At 62.8% G+C, this 17,942-nt stretch carries 20 protein-coding genes; 10 read left to right on the plus strand and 10 right to left on the minus strand.

Annotated features, from left to right (window positions below; genetic code table 11):
* Positions 1-211: 211 nt before the first annotated feature.
* The 4 genes from QD208_RS14840 to QD208_RS14855 all read left to right on the plus strand — a co-directional run bounded on the left by QD208_RS14840 (position 212) and on the right by QD208_RS14855 (position 2,901).
* A complete protein-coding gene (locus QD208_RS14840; RefSeq protein ID WP_054556216.1) occupies positions 212-538 on the plus strand; it encodes a gamma-glutamylcyclotransferase family protein in 327 nt (108 codons plus the stop codon).
* A 198-nt stretch (positions 539-736) separates the two neighbouring features.
* Positions 737-1,213: a GFA family protein gene (locus QD208_RS14845; RefSeq protein WP_279837308.1), complete on the plus strand. Its 477-nt coding sequence runs from the start codon at positions 737-739 to the stop codon at positions 1,211-1,213.
* A gap of 298 nt (positions 1,214-1,511) precedes the next feature.
* Positions 1,512-2,495 (plus strand): LysR substrate-binding domain-containing protein, encoded by a 984-nt coding sequence (locus QD208_RS14850; RefSeq protein ID WP_279837309.1) that lies wholly within the window; start codon positions 1,512-1,514, stop codon positions 2,493-2,495.
* 76 nt (positions 2,496-2,571) lie between these two features.
* Positions 2,572-2,901 carry a gamma-glutamylcyclotransferase family protein gene (locus QD208_RS14855; protein ID WP_153636169.1) on the plus strand — a complete coding sequence of 110 codons (330 nt, stop codon included), beginning with the start codon at positions 2,572-2,574 and terminating at the stop codon, positions 2,899-2,901.
* A 148-nt stretch (positions 2,902-3,049) separates the two neighbouring features.
* On the opposite strand, the gene QD208_RS14860 is transcribed toward QD208_RS14855, so the two are convergent.
* Positions 3,050-3,925, minus strand: a complete 876-nt coding sequence (locus QD208_RS14860) for a LysR family transcriptional regulator (protein WP_279837310.1) — start codon at positions 3,923-3,925, stop codon at positions 3,050-3,052.
* Positions 3,926-4,166: 241 nt separating this feature from the next.
* Between QD208_RS14860 and QD208_RS14865 the strand changes: the two genes are divergently transcribed.
* Complete coding sequence (locus QD208_RS14865; protein ID WP_279837312.1) at positions 4,167-4,682, plus strand: lactoylglutathione lyase family protein; 516 nt, start codon at positions 4,167-4,169, stop codon at positions 4,680-4,682.
* Positions 4,683-4,836: 154 nt separating this feature from the next.
* Here the strand turns inward: QD208_RS14865 and QD208_RS14870 are convergent, their stop codons facing one another.
* A complete protein-coding gene (locus tag QD208_RS14870) occupies positions 4,837-5,082 on the minus strand; it encodes a hypothetical protein (RefSeq protein ID WP_043333917.1) in 246 nt (81 codons plus the stop codon).
* Between the two features lie 448 nt (positions 5,083-5,530).
* The gene (locus QD208_RS14875) at positions 5,531-5,656 is read right to left on the minus strand and encodes a hypothetical protein (protein WP_267895301.1); all 126 of its coding nucleotides are present in this window, start codon (positions 5,654-5,656) and stop codon (positions 5,531-5,533) included.
* A 350-nt stretch (positions 5,657-6,006) separates the two neighbouring features.
* On the opposite strand from QD208_RS14875, the gene QD208_RS14880 reads away from it, so the two are divergent.
* Entirely contained in the window at positions 6,007-6,702 is a 696-nt protein-coding gene (locus QD208_RS14880) for a haloacid dehalogenase type II (RefSeq protein WP_279837313.1), read from the plus strand.
* 209 nt (positions 6,703-6,911) lie between these two features.
* Here the strand turns inward: QD208_RS14880 and QD208_RS14885 are convergent, their stop codons facing one another.
* Entirely contained in the window at positions 6,912-7,661 is a 750-nt protein-coding gene (locus QD208_RS14885) for an IclR family transcriptional regulator (RefSeq protein WP_279837314.1), read from the minus strand.
* A gap of 118 nt (positions 7,662-7,779) precedes the next feature.
* Between QD208_RS14885 and QD208_RS14890 the strand changes: the two genes are divergently transcribed.
* The 3 genes from QD208_RS14890 to QD208_RS14900 all read left to right on the plus strand — a co-directional run bounded on the left by QD208_RS14890 (position 7,780) and on the right by QD208_RS14900 (position 11,765).
* Positions 7,780-9,387 (plus strand): MFS transporter, encoded by a 1,608-nt coding sequence (locus tag QD208_RS14890; protein ID WP_279837315.1) that lies wholly within the window; start codon positions 7,780-7,782, stop codon positions 9,385-9,387.
* A gap of 86 nt (positions 9,388-9,473) precedes the next feature.
* Positions 9,474-10,502, plus strand: a complete 1,029-nt coding sequence (locus QD208_RS14895; RefSeq protein ID WP_279837316.1) for an HlyD family secretion protein — start codon at positions 9,474-9,476, stop codon at positions 10,500-10,502.
* A 168-nt stretch (positions 10,503-10,670) separates the two neighbouring features.
* The gene (locus tag QD208_RS14900) at positions 10,671-11,765 is read left to right on the plus strand and encodes an NAD(P)-dependent alcohol dehydrogenase (RefSeq protein WP_279837317.1); all 1,095 of its coding nucleotides are present in this window, start codon (positions 10,671-10,673) and stop codon (positions 11,763-11,765) included.
* Between the two features lie 109 nt (positions 11,766-11,874).
* Here the strand turns inward: QD208_RS14900 and QD208_RS14905 are convergent, their stop codons facing one another.
* From QD208_RS14905 to QD208_RS14930, 6 genes are all read right to left on the minus strand, one after another.
* Entirely contained in the window at positions 11,875-12,243 is a 369-nt protein-coding gene (locus QD208_RS14905; protein WP_279837318.1) for a Lin0512 family protein, read from the minus strand.
* Positions 12,240-12,653, minus strand: coding sequence for a Lin0512 family protein (locus QD208_RS14910; protein WP_279837319.1), 414 nt, complete (start codon positions 12,651-12,653; stop codon positions 12,240-12,242). Before QD208_RS14910 ends, QD208_RS14905 begins: the two co-directional genes overlap by 4 nt.
* A gap of 51 nt (positions 12,654-12,704) precedes the next feature.
* A complete protein-coding gene (locus QD208_RS14915) occupies positions 12,705-12,875 on the minus strand; it encodes a hypothetical protein (RefSeq protein ID WP_279837320.1) in 171 nt (56 codons plus the stop codon).
* A gap of 129 nt (positions 12,876-13,004) precedes the next feature.
* Complete coding sequence (locus tag QD208_RS14920; RefSeq protein ID WP_279837321.1) at positions 13,005-14,228, minus strand: ABC transporter substrate-binding protein; 1,224 nt, start codon at positions 14,226-14,228, stop codon at positions 13,005-13,007.
* Positions 14,225-15,076: an ABC transporter ATP-binding protein gene (locus QD208_RS14925; protein ID WP_279837322.1), complete on the minus strand. Its 852-nt coding sequence runs from the start codon at positions 15,074-15,076 to the stop codon at positions 14,225-14,227. The genes QD208_RS14920 and QD208_RS14925 overlap by 4 nt, the downstream gene beginning before the upstream one ends.
* Positions 15,073-16,155 carry an iron ABC transporter permease gene (locus tag QD208_RS14930; RefSeq protein WP_084589434.1) on the minus strand — a complete coding sequence of 361 codons (1,083 nt, stop codon included), beginning with the start codon at positions 16,153-16,155 and terminating at the stop codon, positions 15,073-15,075. The genes QD208_RS14925 and QD208_RS14930 overlap by 4 nt, the downstream gene beginning before the upstream one ends.
* Positions 16,156-16,612: 457 nt before the next feature.
* Here QD208_RS14930 and yghX point away from each other — a divergent pair, with 457 nt between their 5' ends.
* Positions 16,613-17,500 carry a YghX family hydrolase gene (gene yghX / locus QD208_RS14935; RefSeq protein ID WP_279837323.1) on the plus strand — a complete coding sequence of 296 codons (888 nt, stop codon included), beginning with the start codon at positions 16,613-16,615 and terminating at the stop codon, positions 17,498-17,500.
* Positions 17,501-17,942: the final 442 nt, after the last annotated feature.

The following is a 17,942-nucleotide window of genomic DNA, read 5'->3' on the forward strand; positions in this document are numbered from 1 at the left end:
CCCCCGCTTGACCATTGCCCTCACTGGCCCGCCCAGTGGGGGCAATCTGGTTTGTGGGCGTTGCGTTGAGTGCTTCACGTCAACAAGGGGTTGAACCTCGCCACTCAACCTTCATCATCATTGGCTAACGTCAGCGTCAATGAAGGCGGTGCCGATACGGCCGTCTTCCCCTCGCGGATCATCCCCCTTCCCCAACCCGACAGGCAGACGCATGGAACATCTCTTCATCTACGGTCCACTGGGCCCCGGCGGCCTCAACGAACATGTCATCGCCAATATCGACGGCGAATGGAGCTCGGCCTATCTACGCGGCCGGCTGGAAAACACCGATCACGGCGATGAGCACAACTTCCCGGGTCTGGTCGTCGACAACACGGGCCAGGTGATACGCGGCCACGTGTTCTCCTCGGCGCAATTGCCCGAGCATTGGGATGCCCTCGATGACTTCGAGGGCCCCATCTATCAGCGCACCGTCACCACCGTCATTCTCGATGACAATCGTGAACTCGAGGCCTATGTCTACGCCCTGCCGCAGTGAGACTCACGCGCGGTACGGATAGCGATTGCTGGCTCGTGGCAAGAGATGGATTGATCGTGGCAAGTGATGGATTGATCGTGGCAAGTGATGAATGACGGCCCGCCGCCTTGCGCCCGGATGGAGTAACATTGCCCTTCGGGCGATGCATGGCCAGTCAGTGCCAGCGTCCTCACTCATGCATCACAAGGGAGATTCCTCATGCAGCTTGAAGGTTCCTGCCACTGCAAGGCCGTCACATTCCAGCTCGAATCGCCGCACCCCTATCCGTATCAGCGCTGCTATTGCTCGATTTGTCGCAAGACGGCGGGCAGCGGTGGCTACGCGATCAATCTGGCGGGCGATGCCAACACCCTGAAGGTGGAAGGCCGGGACAATCTCTCCATCTATCACGCGGTGACCGACGGGGTCGAAAGTCCGGCGGAACGCCACTTCTGCAAGCGCTGCGGCAGTGCGCTGTGGCTCTACGATGCCCGCTGGCCGGAGCTGATCCACCCTCAGGCGGGGGCGATCGACACCCCGCTGCCCGTGCCGCCGGAACATGTCCACATCATGCTCGACAGCAAGGCCAACTGGGTGGAAGTCGCGCACGAAGCGCGTGATGCTCATCACGCCGAATATCCTGAAGAGAGCATTGCCGCTTGGCATACGCGAATTGCCGAGCGCGACACCGACTGATATCAGCGGCGCGTCAATCAGGACCAGCGACGCCATCGATCAGGATCCGATGCGACGCTGGTCAGGATCCGTTGCGACCTTATGGCCTGATCCGCCGGGCTGAGCGTTGATGTCATTCGCTGCGTCGCGTATAAGTGCCGCCTATACAAGGCGGCACTCCTGTTCGTATCCGGTAGTTGCTGGCTGATGCCTTCTCATGCCTCATCCAGGCAATCGCCCGAGCCATCAGCCAGGCCATCATCTAGGCCAAAACAGTACGACAGGAGCGCCGCGACAGCGCATCACAGTGAGGACTCTCGTGCCGGCCCGAAAGACAAGCTCCCCAGCGCCGCTGGAAAGCGCAAGCCCTCTGGATGACCTGCCCTCCCTGCGCGGGCTGGTCGCCTTTGACGTGACGGTCCGTCTGGGGTCGATGACGGCCGCCGCCAGTGAGCTGGATACCACCCAGCCCACCATCTCCCAGCGCATCCGAGCGCTGGAGGAGCACCTGGGCCATCCGCTGTTCGATCGCCAGGGCGGCCGGCTGACCCTCAACCACTATGGCGAGAGCTTCCATGCCGAACTGGCAGGCGGGCTTGGCAAGGTATGCAGCGCCGTCACGGAAGCACGTCGCAAGGTGCACAAGCCGACGCCGCGTATCACCATCGCCGCGGGCGCCGGTTTCGCGCATGTCTGGCTGCGCCCGCGCCTGGAGCGACTGGAGCAGGACTTCCCCGACTGCCACTTCACGCTGCTGCCGATCGATCGCGATGAAGACCCGCAGATGCAGCAGGCCGACATCGCGATCCGCTTCGGCCCGCCGCTGACGGGCGATCATCGCGATACGCTGGTGGTCGCGGAGCGCGCCTTCCCGGTCTGCTCCCCGGACTACGCGCGGCGTCATGGGCTCGAGAAGGGGCTGGATGCCGAAGCGCTGTCGCGCATCACCCTGCTGCACCTGGACATGCGCGATACCCGCTGGCTGGACTGGGCCACCTGGTGTCGCCATGCGGGACTGCCGGTGCCGCGCCTCGACAAGGCCTTCCCCTACAACAACTTCCCGCTGACGCTCAATGCCGCCGTCAATCATCAGGGCGTCGCGCTGGGCTGGAGCCACGTCATCCAGGACCTGCTCGACAACGGCTCACTGATCGCCCTGACGCCGCATATCTCGCGGGACCGCCACGGCTATCGCATGAGTGTCCGCCATCCCAACAGCGCCGTGATCCAACCCATCACCCGCTGGCTGACACGCGAATTTTCCGGCCTCGAAATTCCGGGGCCTACCTCAAGGCAGCCATGAGTTGCCGCAAGCCCTCGCTCCGTGCGGCGCGCGCCGCCGAGACAGACTTCTCCCCCGACGAACGACAGAGACTCCCATGCAGCATCTATTCATCTACGGCACCCTCGGCCCGGGCGGCCCCAACGAACACGTCATGCTCGACATTGGCGGCAGCTGGACACCCGGCACCCTCAAGGGCCGCCTGGAGGCAGCTGGCTGGGGGGCTGAGATGGGCTTTCCGGGGCTGAGACTGGATGAGGCGGGCGACACCATCCGCGGTCACGTCTTCTCCTCCGACAACCTGGCCGATCACTGGCAAGCGCTGGATGATTTCGAAGGCAGCGAATACCTTCGCCAGCCGGCCACGATCACGCTGGAAGATGGCAGCACCCTGACGGCACAGGTCTACGCGCTGAGCCAGCCGTAAGCTGCTCCATGAACTGTTTCATGAACTGCTCCATAAGCTGATCAGTGCGCCGAGGTCTGAGCGTCGATGCCCGGCGCCGATGCCTGAGTGTCGAGGTCTGAGCGCTGATGCCTGAGCGTCGAGGTCTGAGCACTGATGCCTCGGCGCGCTACAGCGACACCTTCAGATACTCCAAGACCCGTCTGGCGCGCGCCGAAAGCGGCCATTCCGCTCGCGTGAGCAGCCACAGGGTATCGACTACCTCCGTGCTGCCCTCAGGCGGTGGCACCACCCGGATGGCCTGATGATCGGGGAAGGCCTCGCGGGCATGGCGCGGCACGACGCTGAAGCCCAGCCCACGGGCGACCGGCTCCAGAATCAGGCTGATCTGGTTGGTGGAGCCACTGCGCGGCAGTGAGCTGATGCCCGGATTGCCCGGGAAGCGCCGACTCAACAGGCGCGAGGCCATGTCCTGACCATCCGGGTGATCGATGAAGCCCAATGTCTCGAGATCCCCCCAGTCATGGATCTCGACCCCCGCCGGCACCACCAGCTCAAGGGGCTCACGCGCCCACTCCGTCACGCTCAGGCGCGGGTCATCCGGCTTGAGCGTGACGACCCCCAGCTCGAAGCGATTCTCCAGCACGGCCTCCACCACCTCGCGCGTCGGCGCGAAGCGATGGTGGACATTGAGGCCCGGCGATTCCTGCTGAAGCGCCAGCAAGCGCGGATAGATCGCCAGGCCAATGCTGCCCGGCGTGATCAGCCGAATGTCGCCATGACTGTCTTCATTGCCCGCCAGCCGCTGGGCCAGGCGCTGCTCGGCGGTTTCCATCTCACGCGCGAAATCCAGCAGTGCATGGCCGGCCGGCGTCAGCTCGATCTTGCGCGGATGACGAATCAACAGCGTGCCAAGTCGGGTTTCCAGCTGGCGCACATGCTGACTGACGGCGGCCTGGGTCAGATCGAGCCGCTCCGCGGTACGCGTGAAGTTGCCGACACTCACCAGGGTGCGAAAGGTGCGTAGCCATTGGGGTTGCAGCATTCAAGCTCCTGGGGGCTGGAAGAATCAGGGGGCAGAGTCAGGGGACAGAATCAGGATGGCAGCGTCAGGGGCAGCCCCAGCAAGCCTGCGACGATGAACCTCTACCGCCATAAGCAAGTCTTATCATTATCATAACAGCTACGTAGTTTTCATTATTGCTCATGACGCCCAAGATGGCTTCCAACGTCACGCAGGCAGTGACCGAGCCATTTCCTTCACGACTCACATATCGAGGTGACTCATGAGCAACGAAAATAACACACCGTATCCGCGCACCTTCTCCCACATCGGCCTGTCCGTCGGTGATGTGGAAGCCGCGGTCAAGTTCTACACCGAAGTGCTGGGCTGGTACGTGGTGATGGAGCCGACCACCATCACCGAAGATGACTCCGCCATCGGCGTGATGTGCAGCGATGTCTTCGGTCCGGGCTGGGGCAGCTTTCGCATCGCCCACCTGTCCACCGGCGACCGTATCGGTGTCGAGATCTTCGAATTCCCGAACCACGAGACGCCGGAAAACAACTTCGAGTACTGGAAGACCGGCATCTTCCACTTCTGCGTCCAGGACCCGGACGTCGAAGGTCTGGCCGAGCGCATCGTCGCCGCCGGCGGCAAGCAGCGCATGCCGGTACGCGAGTACTTCCCGGGTGAGAAGCCGTTCCGCATGGTCTACATGGAAGACCCGTTCGGCAACATCCTCGAGGTCTATAGCCACAGCTATGAAATGACCTACGCCGCCGGTGCCTACCAGAACTGAGCACGGCCGCAGACGTCAGATACAGCAAGGCCCCGCCATGGCGGGGCCTTGCTGTATCTGACATTTGTGCTCGAGACATCCCGACAGGAATTTCGAGAGCGACACGCGATGACTTTCGTCGGGCGAGCTCACTAAAAGCCCACCCGCTCACGCCTCAGTGGATGACGGGCATGCTGCGCACACGACGGTAAAGACTCTGACTGGCGAGTTCAGGACTGAGCAAGGCAATCCGTGCCTTCTGCACAGCAAGCTCACGCTGCAACAACGACCAGGTGCCGATGAACTCGGCACACTCACCACAGTGCACCAGGTAATCGTCAGAGCGCTCATGATATTGGTAATCCATGCTCAGACAGTTACATACCGGGCAGGACAGAACGGCGTTGGCTTTCTCATCCATGATTCGATTCCCTGGAGCCACACTGATTGAATTCACGGCAATGATCACACGCGTTCAGGTAACCATTACGGGTGTGAACATCCCTCATACTCTGTAAAACCCGCTGAACTCACACTATCCATGATGTGATATCTGTACAACTCTCTCCTGTGGGCGACATTTCTCGAAACGTTAACCAGTGGTAACTTGCTGGCGTGTTCAGCACGTTGATCTCATCGCGACTCGCCAGTCACCATGACCGCGACGAACACCCCGATAGCAAATCACTTCTCCATGATTACACAGCGATACGCAAGACTACATTCGCTGACCGATGACTAGCCGGCTTCAGACTCGCGAAACCGCAAAGTGCGCACGCCCTGCAGGCTCTGTCGCCAAACGGGCATGAAAAAACCCACCCTCGAGGGTGGGTTTTACGTGAATCCCTTCGGCTGTCACCGCCAGCAGATCATTTCATCTTGCGCGCCGAATCATCCTGCTCGATACGGGTCAGTAGCCTGTCGAAGACGCCAGTCGCCAACAGCACAAAGGTGACGGCCAAGCCAAGCCCCATCCAGATAGCGATATTGCTCATTGTCCCTTACCCCTGCTGTTTTCTTGGTTTTTTCAGCCCTTCTGCGACGCAATATGGCGTAAATTCAATGTTTGTACAACATTTGATCATGAAAATATCGACCGCCGTCTGGCGCTGAGACTGCCGGTGCCATTCCAGACCTTTGACCGACGTCATCACACTGCCAACGGCCATGATTTGAGCAATCGCTCAACAACGGGTAGTCTTGCGTCATGAAGAAAGTGACGCGGGCTTGCCAGCGCTGATTCCCTGGCGCTGATCCGCTGGCACTGACCCCTAGACGCTACCCGTCGGCCTGCTACCTCGCTTCGCGCCCACTGCATGTCTGAAATATCACCCTAGGAGTCATCATGTCTGACACGACCTTTCCCGACGTACTGGTATTCGACGTCAACGAGACACTGCTCGACATCACCACTCTCTCGCCGCTGTTCTCACGCGTGTTCGGTGATGAAAGCGTGTTGCGTGAATGGTTCGCACAGCTGGTGCTGTACTCGCAGACCATGACGCTCTCACAACGCTACACCCCCTTCGGGGCGCTCGGCGTGGGCGCCCTCAAGATGGTCGCCGACATCCATCAGGTCAGACTCGCGGATGACGATATCGATGAGCTCAAGTCGCGCATGGCCGAGATGCCGGCCCATCCCGATGTCGCCCCGGCGCTTGAGCGCCTCAAGCAGGCCGGTTTTCGTCTGGTGACGCTGACCAATTCCCCCGCAGGTGCCTCCCCGACGCCGCTGGAGAAGGCCGGTATCAGCAAGGCCTTCGAGCAGCATTTCAGCGTCGACAGCGTCAAGCAGTTCAAGCCGGCGCCGGCCACCTATCAGCATGTCGCCGAGCAGCTCGAGGTCGAACTGGACGACATGTGCATGATCGCCTGCCATGTGTGGGACACCATCGGTGCCCAGGCTGCCGGCATGCAGGGCGCCCTGCTGACGCGCCCGCACAATGCCGTGCTGCCCGCCGAGAATGTGCCGACCCCGGACTTCATCGCCGCGGAGCTGATGACCCTGGCGGCCCAGCTGATCGCGGCCAGAGAGGCCTGAGCGAGCACTGGCCTCTGAGCTCTCTTGCTAGACTCTCTTTCAAAACTCAGTTTCTCAGCTCTGTCTCTGAGTGCTGCCTCGTATAAACACGCCGCCCGCCCATTCGGACGGGCGGCGTTGCTGTGCCTGCCTTTCTATTCGCTTTTTCCACTATCTCGCCGTTCGATCAACCGCCGCACACGGCATCTTGCCGCCTTGGCGGGACGCGCTCACTTGAGTGAACGAAAGGCCTTGAGCATCTCGTCACGGGTCGCCTGCAGCGCGGCCTGAATCTCCGCCCTGCGCTCGCTGATGCGCCACGAGGGGCCGACCACGGACACGGAGTAATGGCCTTGGCTGGTTTCCAGGCCGATTCCGATCGCGCCAACTCCCTGCATATGCTCGTCCTCATCATGGCCGATGCCGGTGCGACGCACCTCGGCCAGTTGCGTCAACAGTGCCGGCATCGCAAGGGTGTTGTCCGTGTAGGCCGTGAGATCCGTGCCCAGCAGGCGCTCCACCTGCTCATCCTCGAGATGCGAGAGCAGCACCTTGCCGCTGGCTGTCGCATGCAATGACAGGAAGTTGCCGGCCATCGGCGATACCCGCAGCGGCAGCGGCGACAACACCGAGTGCAGTATCAGCAGCTCGTTGCCGCTCAGACTGCAGAGCACCACCGTTTCCTCGGTGGTGCCGCTCAACGCCTCCAGAAACGACTTGGCATGCGTGGTGATATCGAGCTGGCTATGGCGCGCCAGCCGCATCAGCGCAGAGCCGAGCCGTATCCCGCCATGGCCGTGGATTTCCAGCAGGTCTTCCTGGGCCAGCGCATCGACCAACCGCTTGACGGTCGAGCGCGGCAGATCGTTGCTGGCGGCGATCTCCCCCAGGCTCATGCCCTGCTCACTGCCTTCCAGACTCTTGAGAATCGCCGCCACCCTGGCCACGACCTGCACGCCACTACCTTCTCTTGTGGACACAGACACAACTCCTTAACAAGCTAACTACTTGCCTAACGAAACCACCAAGTGGTACAGTGTACCGCATAACGAGACACCCAAGATGTCTAGCGCTTCACCTCAAAACGGGAACTCTACAGTGGCCGCTCCTCAACCCTTCAATCTACGACTCGCACTCGGTCTTGTGGGCATTCTGCTCGCATCACTGATGTCCGGTGTGGGAGAGCGTGTCACGCAGACCGTCCTGACGGATGTGGTCGGACACTTCGGCTTCTCCCACGATGAGGGCAGCTGGCTGACCACGATCTACAGCGCGGCGGAAGTCTCGATGATGCTGCTCGCCGGCTGGCTGGCCGTCACCTTCAGCCTGCGCCGCTTCGCGATCGGTGCCTGCCTGTCACTGGCCCTGTTCTCGCTGCTGGTGCCCCTGGCCGACAGCTTCCCGCTGATGGCGGGGCTGCGCGTTGCCCAGGGGCTGGCCTCCGGCAGCATCCTGCCGCTGCTGATGATGTCGGCGCTGCGCTTCCTGCCGTGGCACAGCAAGCTCTATGGCCTGTCGGCCTATGCGATGACGGCCACCTTCGGCCCTTATCTGTCGGCACCGCTGGCCGCTCTCTATGGCGACCTGGGCGACTGGAATCTGGTGTTCTGGGAAACCGCGCCGGTATGCCTTCTCGCCGCCGCGCTGGTCTCCTGGGGCCTGCCGCAGGACCCGCTCAAGCTGGAACGCTGCAAGCAGTTCGACTGGCTCGGTGCCCTGCTGGGCGTCACCGCCCTGTGCGCGCTGGTCGCCGGCATGACCCAGGGTGAGCGACTCGACTGGGGCAACTCGCCGTTGATCGTCGCCCTGCTGACCACGGGCGGGCTGGTCTTCGTGACCTTCCTGATCCATGAGTGGTTCCACCCGATGCCGCTCTACAAGCTGCAGCTGCTGGCACGCCGCAACTTTGCCTTCGGCATCATCACCCTGTGTACCTTCATGTTCCTGACCCTGGCCGCCGGCACCATTCCCGCCGCCTTCCTGGGGGAAGTGCAGGGCTATCGCCCCATGCAGCTGTTCCCGGTCATGTTGACCATGGCCCTGCCGCAGCTGCTGCTGGCACCGCTGGTGGCGACACTGATCAACCGCAAGAGCGTCGACAGCCGCTACGTGATGGCCACGGGCCTGGTGTTGATCCTGATCAGCTGCCTGCTGGGCTCGCAGCTCACCAGCGACTGGAATCGCGACAACTTCTATCTCATCGAGGTGCTCAACACCCTGGGCCAGCCGATGGTGGTGGTACCGCTGCTGATGAATGCCACCGGGGCACTCAGCCCGCTGGAAGGGCCGTTCGCCACCGCGATGGTCAACTCGCTGCGCGCCCTGTTCACGGTGGTGGCCTCCACGGTCTACGGAAGCTTCCTCGTCACGCGTGAAGCCCTGCACACCACCCGCCTGGGCGAGGCACTCGGCCTGCAGGGCAATCAGCCCGCCGGACTCATCCAGGTCGATGCGGCAAGCGATATCACCACGCGCATCTCCGAGCAGGCCTCCGTGATGAGCTATGCGGATGCCTACCTCGCCATCATCCCCTTCGTGGTGGCGCTGCTGATACTGGTCATGGTGCTGCCGATTCGCGCCTATCCGCCACAACCGGCGCCGGCACCGGCACCTCAACCAGAGCCAGCACAGCGCTCTCAGTTTCAGCCCCCTCAGGCTCAGCCCTCTCAGCCTCAGCCCCCTCAAGCACAACCCTCCGGGGCATAGACACAGACAAAGCCGGCGGCTGCCCGCCAGCCAGGATTCAGCCACTTCCCCCTTCTTCGACATAGACGACGAGATACGACACCGACATGAATAAGACACGTACCACCCTACTGTTGAGCGTTCTGGCGCTCCTGCTGGTCGCGACCTACGCGGGCCTCTACTGGAAGGGCCACGATGGCCGCGAAGCCACCAACAATGCCTATGTGCGCGCCGATAGCGTGATGGTGACCACGCGCGTCGCGGGCCAGATCGACAAGGTGCTGGTGGTAGACAACGAAGTGGTCAAGGAAGGCCAGGTCCTGGCCACGCTGGATGACCGCGATTACCAGGCCTCCCTGCACTCCGCCCAGGCCGATCTCGCCGCCCAGCAGGCAGCGGTCGGTGACCTGGATGCCAACATCGAGCGTCAGCACGCCGTCGTGCAGCAGTCCATCGCCGAAGTGAAGTCCACCCAGGCCTCGCTGCGTTATGCGCGCAATGATGCCAAGCGTTACCGCAGCCTGCGCATGACCAACGCCGCCTCCCAGCAGGACAAGGAAAAGGCCGATGAACAGCAGGGCATCTGGGAAGCCAATCTCGTGCAGGCCCAGGCGGCTCAGCGCTCGGCGGAAAAGCAGATCGGCGTCCTTGAAGCCCAGCGCGTGGAAGCCCTGGCCGAGGTCGAACGCTCACGTGCAGCGCTCGAGCAGGCGGAACTGAACACCGGCTATACCGTCATTCGTGCGCCGAAGGACGGCATCGTTACCCAGCGCTCACTGCGTGTCGGCGCCTACGTGCAACCGGGTGATTCGCTGCTGGCCATCGTGCCGCACAAGGAAGCCTATGTCGTCGCCAACTATCTCGAGACCCAGATGGCCGAGATGGAGCCGGGCCAACCGGTCGAGATGACGCTGGATAGCCTGCCGGGCAAGACCTTCACTGGCCATGTCGACAGCATCGCACCGGCCTCCAGCAGCGCCTTCTCGGCCGTGGCCAGCGAGAACGCCACCGGCAACTTCACCAAGATCACCCAGCGCATGCCGGTCAAGATCGTGTTCGACCCGAACCAGCCCGACTTCGACAAGGTACGCATCGGCATGTCCGTGATCGCCCATGTCACGACCCAGCAGCCCTGAGCGACTTGGGACAGTCCTGAACGAGGCTAGACAGTCCTGAACGAGGCTAGACAGCCCTGAACGACTTGCGACAGCCCTGAAACAGTCAAGAGAACCGTCCCGGAGGGCACGCCGCCCCGGGACGCCTCTGAAGAACGCCATCACTCGATCATCAAAGGGATCAACACCATGAAAATTCGCGCCGCCGTCACCGCCACCCAAGGCCAGCCCTTCGACCTCAAGGACGTCGAACTCGCGTCCCCCAAGGGAGACGAGATTCTGGTACGTGTCGTGGCCACCGGGGTCTGCCATACCGATGCCGCCGCACGCGACCTGGGCATCGCCCCCTATCCGATCGTGCTCGGCCATGAAGGTGCCGGTGTGGTCGAGCAGATCGGTGACAATGTCCGCGACATGGAAGTGGGCGACCATGTGGTGCTGTCCTTCGCACACTGTGGCCATTGCAGCCACTGCCTGACCGGACACCCGACCGTCTGCGAGCGTGGCGGTGAGCTCAACTTCGGCGGTGTGATGGATGATGGCGGCAAGCGTCTGAGCTGTGACGGCCATGATGTCGCCACCTTCTTCGGCCAGTCGTCCTTCGCCACTCACGCCGTGGTCAGCGAGCGCAATGCCGTCAAGGTCGACAGCGATGTCGATCTCGCCCTGCTGGGTCCGCTGGGTTGCGGCATCCAGACTGGCGCCGGCACCATCCTCAATCGCCTCAAGCCGGGCTTCGGTGACAGTCTCGTCGTGTTCGGCTGTGGCGCCGTGGGCCTGAGTGCCGTGATGGCGGCCAAGATCGCCGGCTGCAAGAACATCATCGCGGTCGACCTGCACGAGAGCCGTCTGGAGCTGGCCCATGAGCTGGGCGCGACCCATAGCGTCAACGGCAAGACCGAGGACCTGGTCGGCGAGATCAAGCGCATCACCGATGGCGGCAGCGAATTCTCCCTCGAGACCACCGGCGTGCCGATGCTGGTACGCAGCTCCCTGCAGGTACTGCGTCCGCTGGGCACCTCTGCCATCGTCGGCCTGACCCACGATGTGACCCTGGACGTGCACCACGACCTGATGGCGGAAGGCAAGTCGATGATCGGCGTGATCGAAGGCGACGCCGTGCCGCGCGTCTTCATCCCGCGTCTGGTCGGCTACTACAAGGAAGGCCGCTTCCCCTTCGACAAGCTGATCCAGATGTATGACTTCGATGACATCGAACAGGCCTTCGCGGATTCGAAATCAGGCCTGACCGTCAAGCCGGTGCTGCGCATCAGCTCGCTGTAATCAGCGCCTGCGCCACCTGACCTGAACCGCAAAGCCCCCGTGCGTCACTGACGCACGGGGGCTTTCTTCGTTGGCCGACACGACCTCAGTCAGCGCGCTCGCGCATTGCCTACGACTGACACAGCTGCCAGGCGTCGTGGTCGATATCGAGCATGGCGGCGATGGCGGCCGAGGCGATGACATGCGTCTGGCCACTGGCCTCGTCATGCACATTGAGACCGCCCTGCACCACCGTCACCTCGGCGCGCCCGCGGGGAAGCTCGCGCGCCACCACATCCGTATCCACGGCGTCCGGCTCCTGGACCGCGATGGTGACCTCGACGCGCATCTGGTGGTGATCGATGCCGAGTGACTGGAACATCACGATGGAGGAATGATGCAGGGCGTCATGCACCGCACGGCAGGCGGCCTTGGTGTAGTCCATGCCGTAGAGGTCATTGCCGGTGCCCATCTCGAGAATGATGCGTTGCTCGCTCATGCCTGACCTCCTGCCGACTGCCCGGCCGTGGAAGAAGTGGGCGCCGCGCCGGCGGCCGCCGCGCCGGTGGCCGCCATGTCGAATGACACGATGATGGCGACATTGGCGATCACGCTGACCCCGCTGCCATCCGGCTTGGCGACGTCCAGCCCGCCCTTGACCACGCGCACACTGGGCTGACCGTAGGGAAAGATGCCCAGCAGGGCGTCACTGTCGACCTTGTCGGGCTGCTGCACGCCGATCTCGACCTCGATCAGCATCGTCTCCTTGGGGAAGCCGAAGGCGTCCGCCACGTTGAGCGAGTTGTGCCACAGGGCATCGCGAATGCCACGTGCCGCCGCCTCGGTGTAGTTCTGGCTGCGAATGGAGGTGCCCATGCCGAACTGGGTCACCATGCGTGTCTTGGCCACATTACCCCCTGATTTCCTGTCACGGAAAAGACGTACCACTCGCGCCGCCTATCAGCGCGGATGCTTGAAAAGCCCGATCACCCAACCTATCCCGCCCAGCAGCAGGGCGCCCTGCCAATCTCCCTGGAACAGCTCGATCAGCGCCAGGACGATTGCCACCAGCTGCGCACTGCGCACCGGGCTGACCATCGCTGTGGGCTTGCGGTCATCCTGCTCTGACATGCGGCCTCCCGTCGCTGGCCCGATATCTTCATCAGACGATGACAACGTCGCCCCATCGTTTCAGGAAAGCCTCAAGTAGAAAATACGACTTCCGTCCCCGAGCACCAGCAGGCATCAGCCCCGATCAGCTCATCGGGTCGTGGCAGGCGCCTCAAGCGCCAGCTGGCCCCAGAAGTGGCCGCTGCTGCGCGACAGCGTCGGGTCATTCATCAGGTAGGCAAAGGTGGCCATGGGGTCGAGGTCGCCAAAGGTCTCCGGGTGCAGCCAGCGCGCGATGGCCTCCAGCGCGACGATGGCATAGGGCCCCTGGTGGAAGCCATGCCACAGCGCCATCACCCGGCCCTGCTTGACGGCATCCAGTGACTGCCAGCCGGGCAGTGTCTGCACCATGCGCGCAAGATCGTGCTGGATATCCTCCCCCGAGATGCCGATGCCGGCACGCAGGCCATCGCCCTTGGCCCACTGGCCACCGGTATTGAGAATCGCCTCGGGCGGGTGTGCCAGCACCCACTCCTTGCTAAGGGTGGCACCGCTGACCGGCGCCAGTTCAGCGGCCAGATTGCGCCCACCGGCCCGCGTGACCAGGTCCGCCACGCCGTTGTGCAGATTGGTACGACAGCAATCCACCTTCACGCCCGGTGCGATGTTGATCAGCACACGCGGCCGTTCGGCTATCGTCGCCAGACGTTCGTCAATCAGCGCCAGATGCGCCGCGATGGTGTCATCCACCTCGCGGGCACGCGCCTCGACACCGAGCACCTCGCCCAGCAGGCGCACGCTGACCGGGGCATCCTGCAGCGGATGGTGATTGAACTCGACATACAGGTAGGGAGTGCCGACCTCGTCCAGCAGCGCCGCCAGCGGCGAGCCTTCGATACGCGAGCGCTGGGAGAGATCGAACAGCACCAGGTCCGGCGTCAACGCCAGCAGGGCCTCGCCCTCGAGGCTCGGGGTCGAGGCGCGACTCAGCGCTGGCAGCGTGGCAAGTTGCGGCCAGCGCGTCTCGAGACGCTCGGTCATCGCCGGGTCAAACACCGCCAGGGGGTAGGCCCAGCCGACGATACGCTCAAGCGGCGCATCCAATAGCGTCAGCAGCGCATACAGCTGGCGCGGCTGGGCCAGGAAGATGCGCTGCGGTGAGGCCTCAAGCGTCACCTCGCGCCCGGCGAGATCCGTGACCTGACGCGGAAAGCTGGCCTGGGTCTGCCCCTTGGCGGCCGGCTCGGCGGCATGGGCAAGGTTGCCCGGCGCGCTCGTGAAGGCGCCTGCGAAGACAGTGGCGAGTGCCAGCAGGCAGGCGCCTGCCAGTCTTCGGGGCTCGCTTCTGGGCTCAGTCTTGCGCACCGCCATCATCGTCTGGCTCCGACATCGCGCGAGATATGGCCGATATCGGCGTGGGCTGAATCGGCGACGCGGTCGGTGAGTACCACCGGATGGCCCAGCGAACAGCTCTCGATACGCGCCTCGATGCCGTAGGCCTCGCGCAGATGCTCAGCGGTGATCACCTCCCGCGGTGCCCCGGTGGCCAGCAGGCCGGAGGGCGCGAACAGGATGATCTGATCACAGAAACGCAGCGCCAGATTGATGTCATGCAGCGCGATCAGACAGATGGCCTGCTGCTCCTGCACCACACCGCGTACGCCTTCGATCAAGGCCAGCTGCCAGCGCAGGTCCAGCGCACTGGTCGGCTCATCCAGCAGCAGCAGTTGTGGCTGACGCACCAGCGCCTGGGCGAGACCGACCATCTGACGCTGGCCACCGGAGAGCGTGTCCATGCGCCGGAAGGCCAGCGAATGCAGCGACAGGCGCGCGAAGACCTGCTCGACCAGCGAATCCGTGGCCTCGCGGCTCAGTTCGGCACGCGCCGCGCGACAGGCGCTGGCCACAGCTTCATAGGCGACCAGACTGGTCGGCTGCGGCAGCGTCTGCGGCAGGTAGCCGACATGACGCATGCGGTTCGCCCCGTGCAGCGACGACAGCGCAAGCTCGCCGAGGTGGATGTCGCCCTTGGCCGGGCGCATGCCGGCAATCGCCTTGAGGAAGGTCGACTTGCCGACCGCATTCGGCCCGAGCACACCGACCAGTGAGCCCGCCGGCAGCGGTGGCAGATCGAGTTGATCGAAGATCATGCGCCGCTGATAGCCGGTGGTCAGCTGCGAGATCTTCAGGGCCGCTTGCGAATCAAAGACGTGATGGCTCATCCCTGCCCCCTGCGCTGTCCGAGCAGCAAGGCAAGAAAGCAGGGGATACCGATCAACGAGGTCACGATCCCCACCGGCAGCACCAGTCCGGGCACCAGCGACTCACTGGCCGTCGCGGCCAGGGACAGCACCAGCGCCCCCGCCAGCGCACTGCCGGGCAGATAGAAGCGATGGTCTTCTCCCAGCGCCAGACGCGCCATATGCGGCCCGACCAGACCGATGAAGCCGATGGTGCCGACAAAGGCCACCGCCACTGCCGCCAGCAGGCTGACGCGCAACAGCGCCGTGCGGCGCAGACGGGTGACCGGCACGCCGAAGCTGCGCGCATGGTCTTCCCCGGCACGCAGCGCTGTCAGCGCCCAGGCACGCCGCATGGCGAAGGGCAGGCAGACGACCAAGACGCTGGCGATGATCGCGACTCGCTCCCACGAGGCTTCCGACAGGCTGCCCATGGTCCAGAACACCAGCTGTTGCAGCGCATCGGGACTGGCCACGAACTGCACCAGCGCATTGACGGCGTTGAGCACGAAGACCAGCGCGATGCCGAACAGCACGATGACTTCGCGACTGGCGCCATATAGCGAGGCCACGGCATCGATGGCCAGAATCGACAGCGCCGCGAACACGAAGGCCATCAGCGCGATGGTGTAGCTGGGTGGCAGCCCCGGCAAGGCGACATCCAGGATGATGACCAGCGAGGCACCAAGCGTCGCCGCGGCGCCCACGCCCAGCGTGAAGGGACTGGCCAGGGCGTTGTTGAGCACGGTCTGCATCTCGGCGCCCGCAAGCCCCAGAGCTGCACCGACCAGCGCCGCCATCACCGCCGTCGGCAGGCGAATCTGCCAGACGATGGCTTCATTGATCGGCCCGTGCGAACCGGGATTGATGAGTTCGCCCAGCAGATCAGACAGCGCGAGATCGGCAGGGCCGGTCATGATGTCGCCAAGGATGGCCAACAGCAGTGCCAGGCCCAGCGCGGCGAGAATCACCACACGTTTCCAGGCGAAGCGCCGGTATTGCTGGGCGAGCGTAGGCGACGACTCAGGCGCTGAGGCCTGAGCGTGCGCGGGGGGAGACATCGGACTTTTTTCAATCACCAGCAAGGTCTGCCACTAGGAGGAGGAAGTGAACTTCCATGCATCAGGGCCCACCGGAGCCGCCAGGCAGCTCGGCTATCAGCATGAATCATGCGCAGATGATAATGATTGACGCCTGCAGTCACAATGCGCACGGCCGCGACTGGCGATATGCGCGACTCGGCTCACGCCCATTCAACCCAGGCAGGCGGCGGCGCCAGACCTTCCCACACCAGTGCTTCCCACACCCGCCCTGCTCACGCCTGCCCTGCTCACATCCGGCTCACGTCCGGCTCACGCACGTTTCGACAAATACCCGAGTCAGCAAATATCAGGCTCGGCAAATGACATACCCGGAAAATGACAGACTCGGTGAACAGGCCGGCAAAAACTTGGTAGCGTCATGGCGGGTTGCTATGTTCAAGATTCGCTCGTCCCTTCTCTTGCCCAGGAGTCTGACATGGCCCGCCTCACTGCAAAGGATTTTGCTCCCGAGTTGCTGGAGCTGTACGACGGATATGTGCATGGCAACATCACTCGCCGCCAGTTTCTGGATCGCGCGGCGGCCTTTGCCGTTGCGGGCATGACGGCCACCTCGATTCTGGCAAGCTTGAGCCCCGACTACGCGCTGGCTTCCCAGGTCGAGTTCACGGACCCCGATATCGTCGCCGAATACATCACCTACCCGTCCCCCGAGGGTCACGGCGAGGTGCGCGCCTATCTGGTGAAGCCCGCCAAGGCCAGCGGCCCGCTGCCGGGCGTGGTGGTGGTGCATGAGAATCGCGGCCTCAACCCCTATATCGAGGACGTGGCGCGCCGCGTGGCCAAGGCCGGCTATATCGCGCTGGCCCCGGATGGACTGAGCTCGGTGGGCGGCTATCCGGGCAATGACCCCAGGGGCAAGGAGCTGCAGGCACAGGTAGACCCTGAAAAGCTGATGAACGACTTCTTCGCCGCCATTGATTACCTGATGAGCGAGGACCGCACCACCGGCAAGATCGGCATCACCGGCTTCTGCTATGGCGGGGGCGTCTCCAATGCCGCCGCCGTGGCCTATCCGGAGCTTGCCTGTGCCGTGCCCTTCTATGGCCGCCAGCCGCGCGCCGAGGAAGTCGCCACCATCAAGGCCCCACTGTTGCTGCACTATGCGGAGCACGATGAGCGCGTCAATGCCGGCTGGCCCGCCTATGAAGCCGCGCTGAAGGAACACGACAAGGTCTATGAGGCCTACATCTACCCGGACACCCACCACGGCTTCCACAACGACTCCACCCCGCGCTATGACGAACAGGCCGCCAAGCTCGCCTGGGACAGAACTCTTGCCTGGTTCGAGAAGTATCTGGGCTGACCGCTCAGGATAGCCGATAAAGAAAGCCTGTGAGGTCTAACGGGCTTTCTTTAACTAGAAGAAAAAGCAAGAATATTTTAGAAAACAACTACACTCCCCCATTAGAATATGATACAAAACAGACTAAGATGTTTATAACATAAAGAATAAAATAAAAACCACACCAGCTATACCGCCCCTCTTAAAAATCTAAAAGTCATCTATACAAATATCTAAAAGCACTGCTTTTAAAACACAAACAAACAGGTTGGTAATGGATATCACCCCTCAGAAGAGACTAAACTTTGCTGAACGACTTAATAAAGCCTGTGTGGCTAGATACGGGCGCAAACATGGAGTTGTAAGCTACCTTGCAGGTAAAGTTAACGTTAGTGCATCTACGGCATCTAGGGAAACACTGCACAAATCCTGCCGTTGGTGCCTGATCGCCACCGACGGGGTA

The organism is Cobetia sp. 29-18-1, assembly GCF_029846405.1.
Taxonomy (GTDB): Bacteria; Pseudomonadota; Gammaproteobacteria; order Pseudomonadales; family Halomonadaceae; genus Cobetia; species Cobetia amphilecti.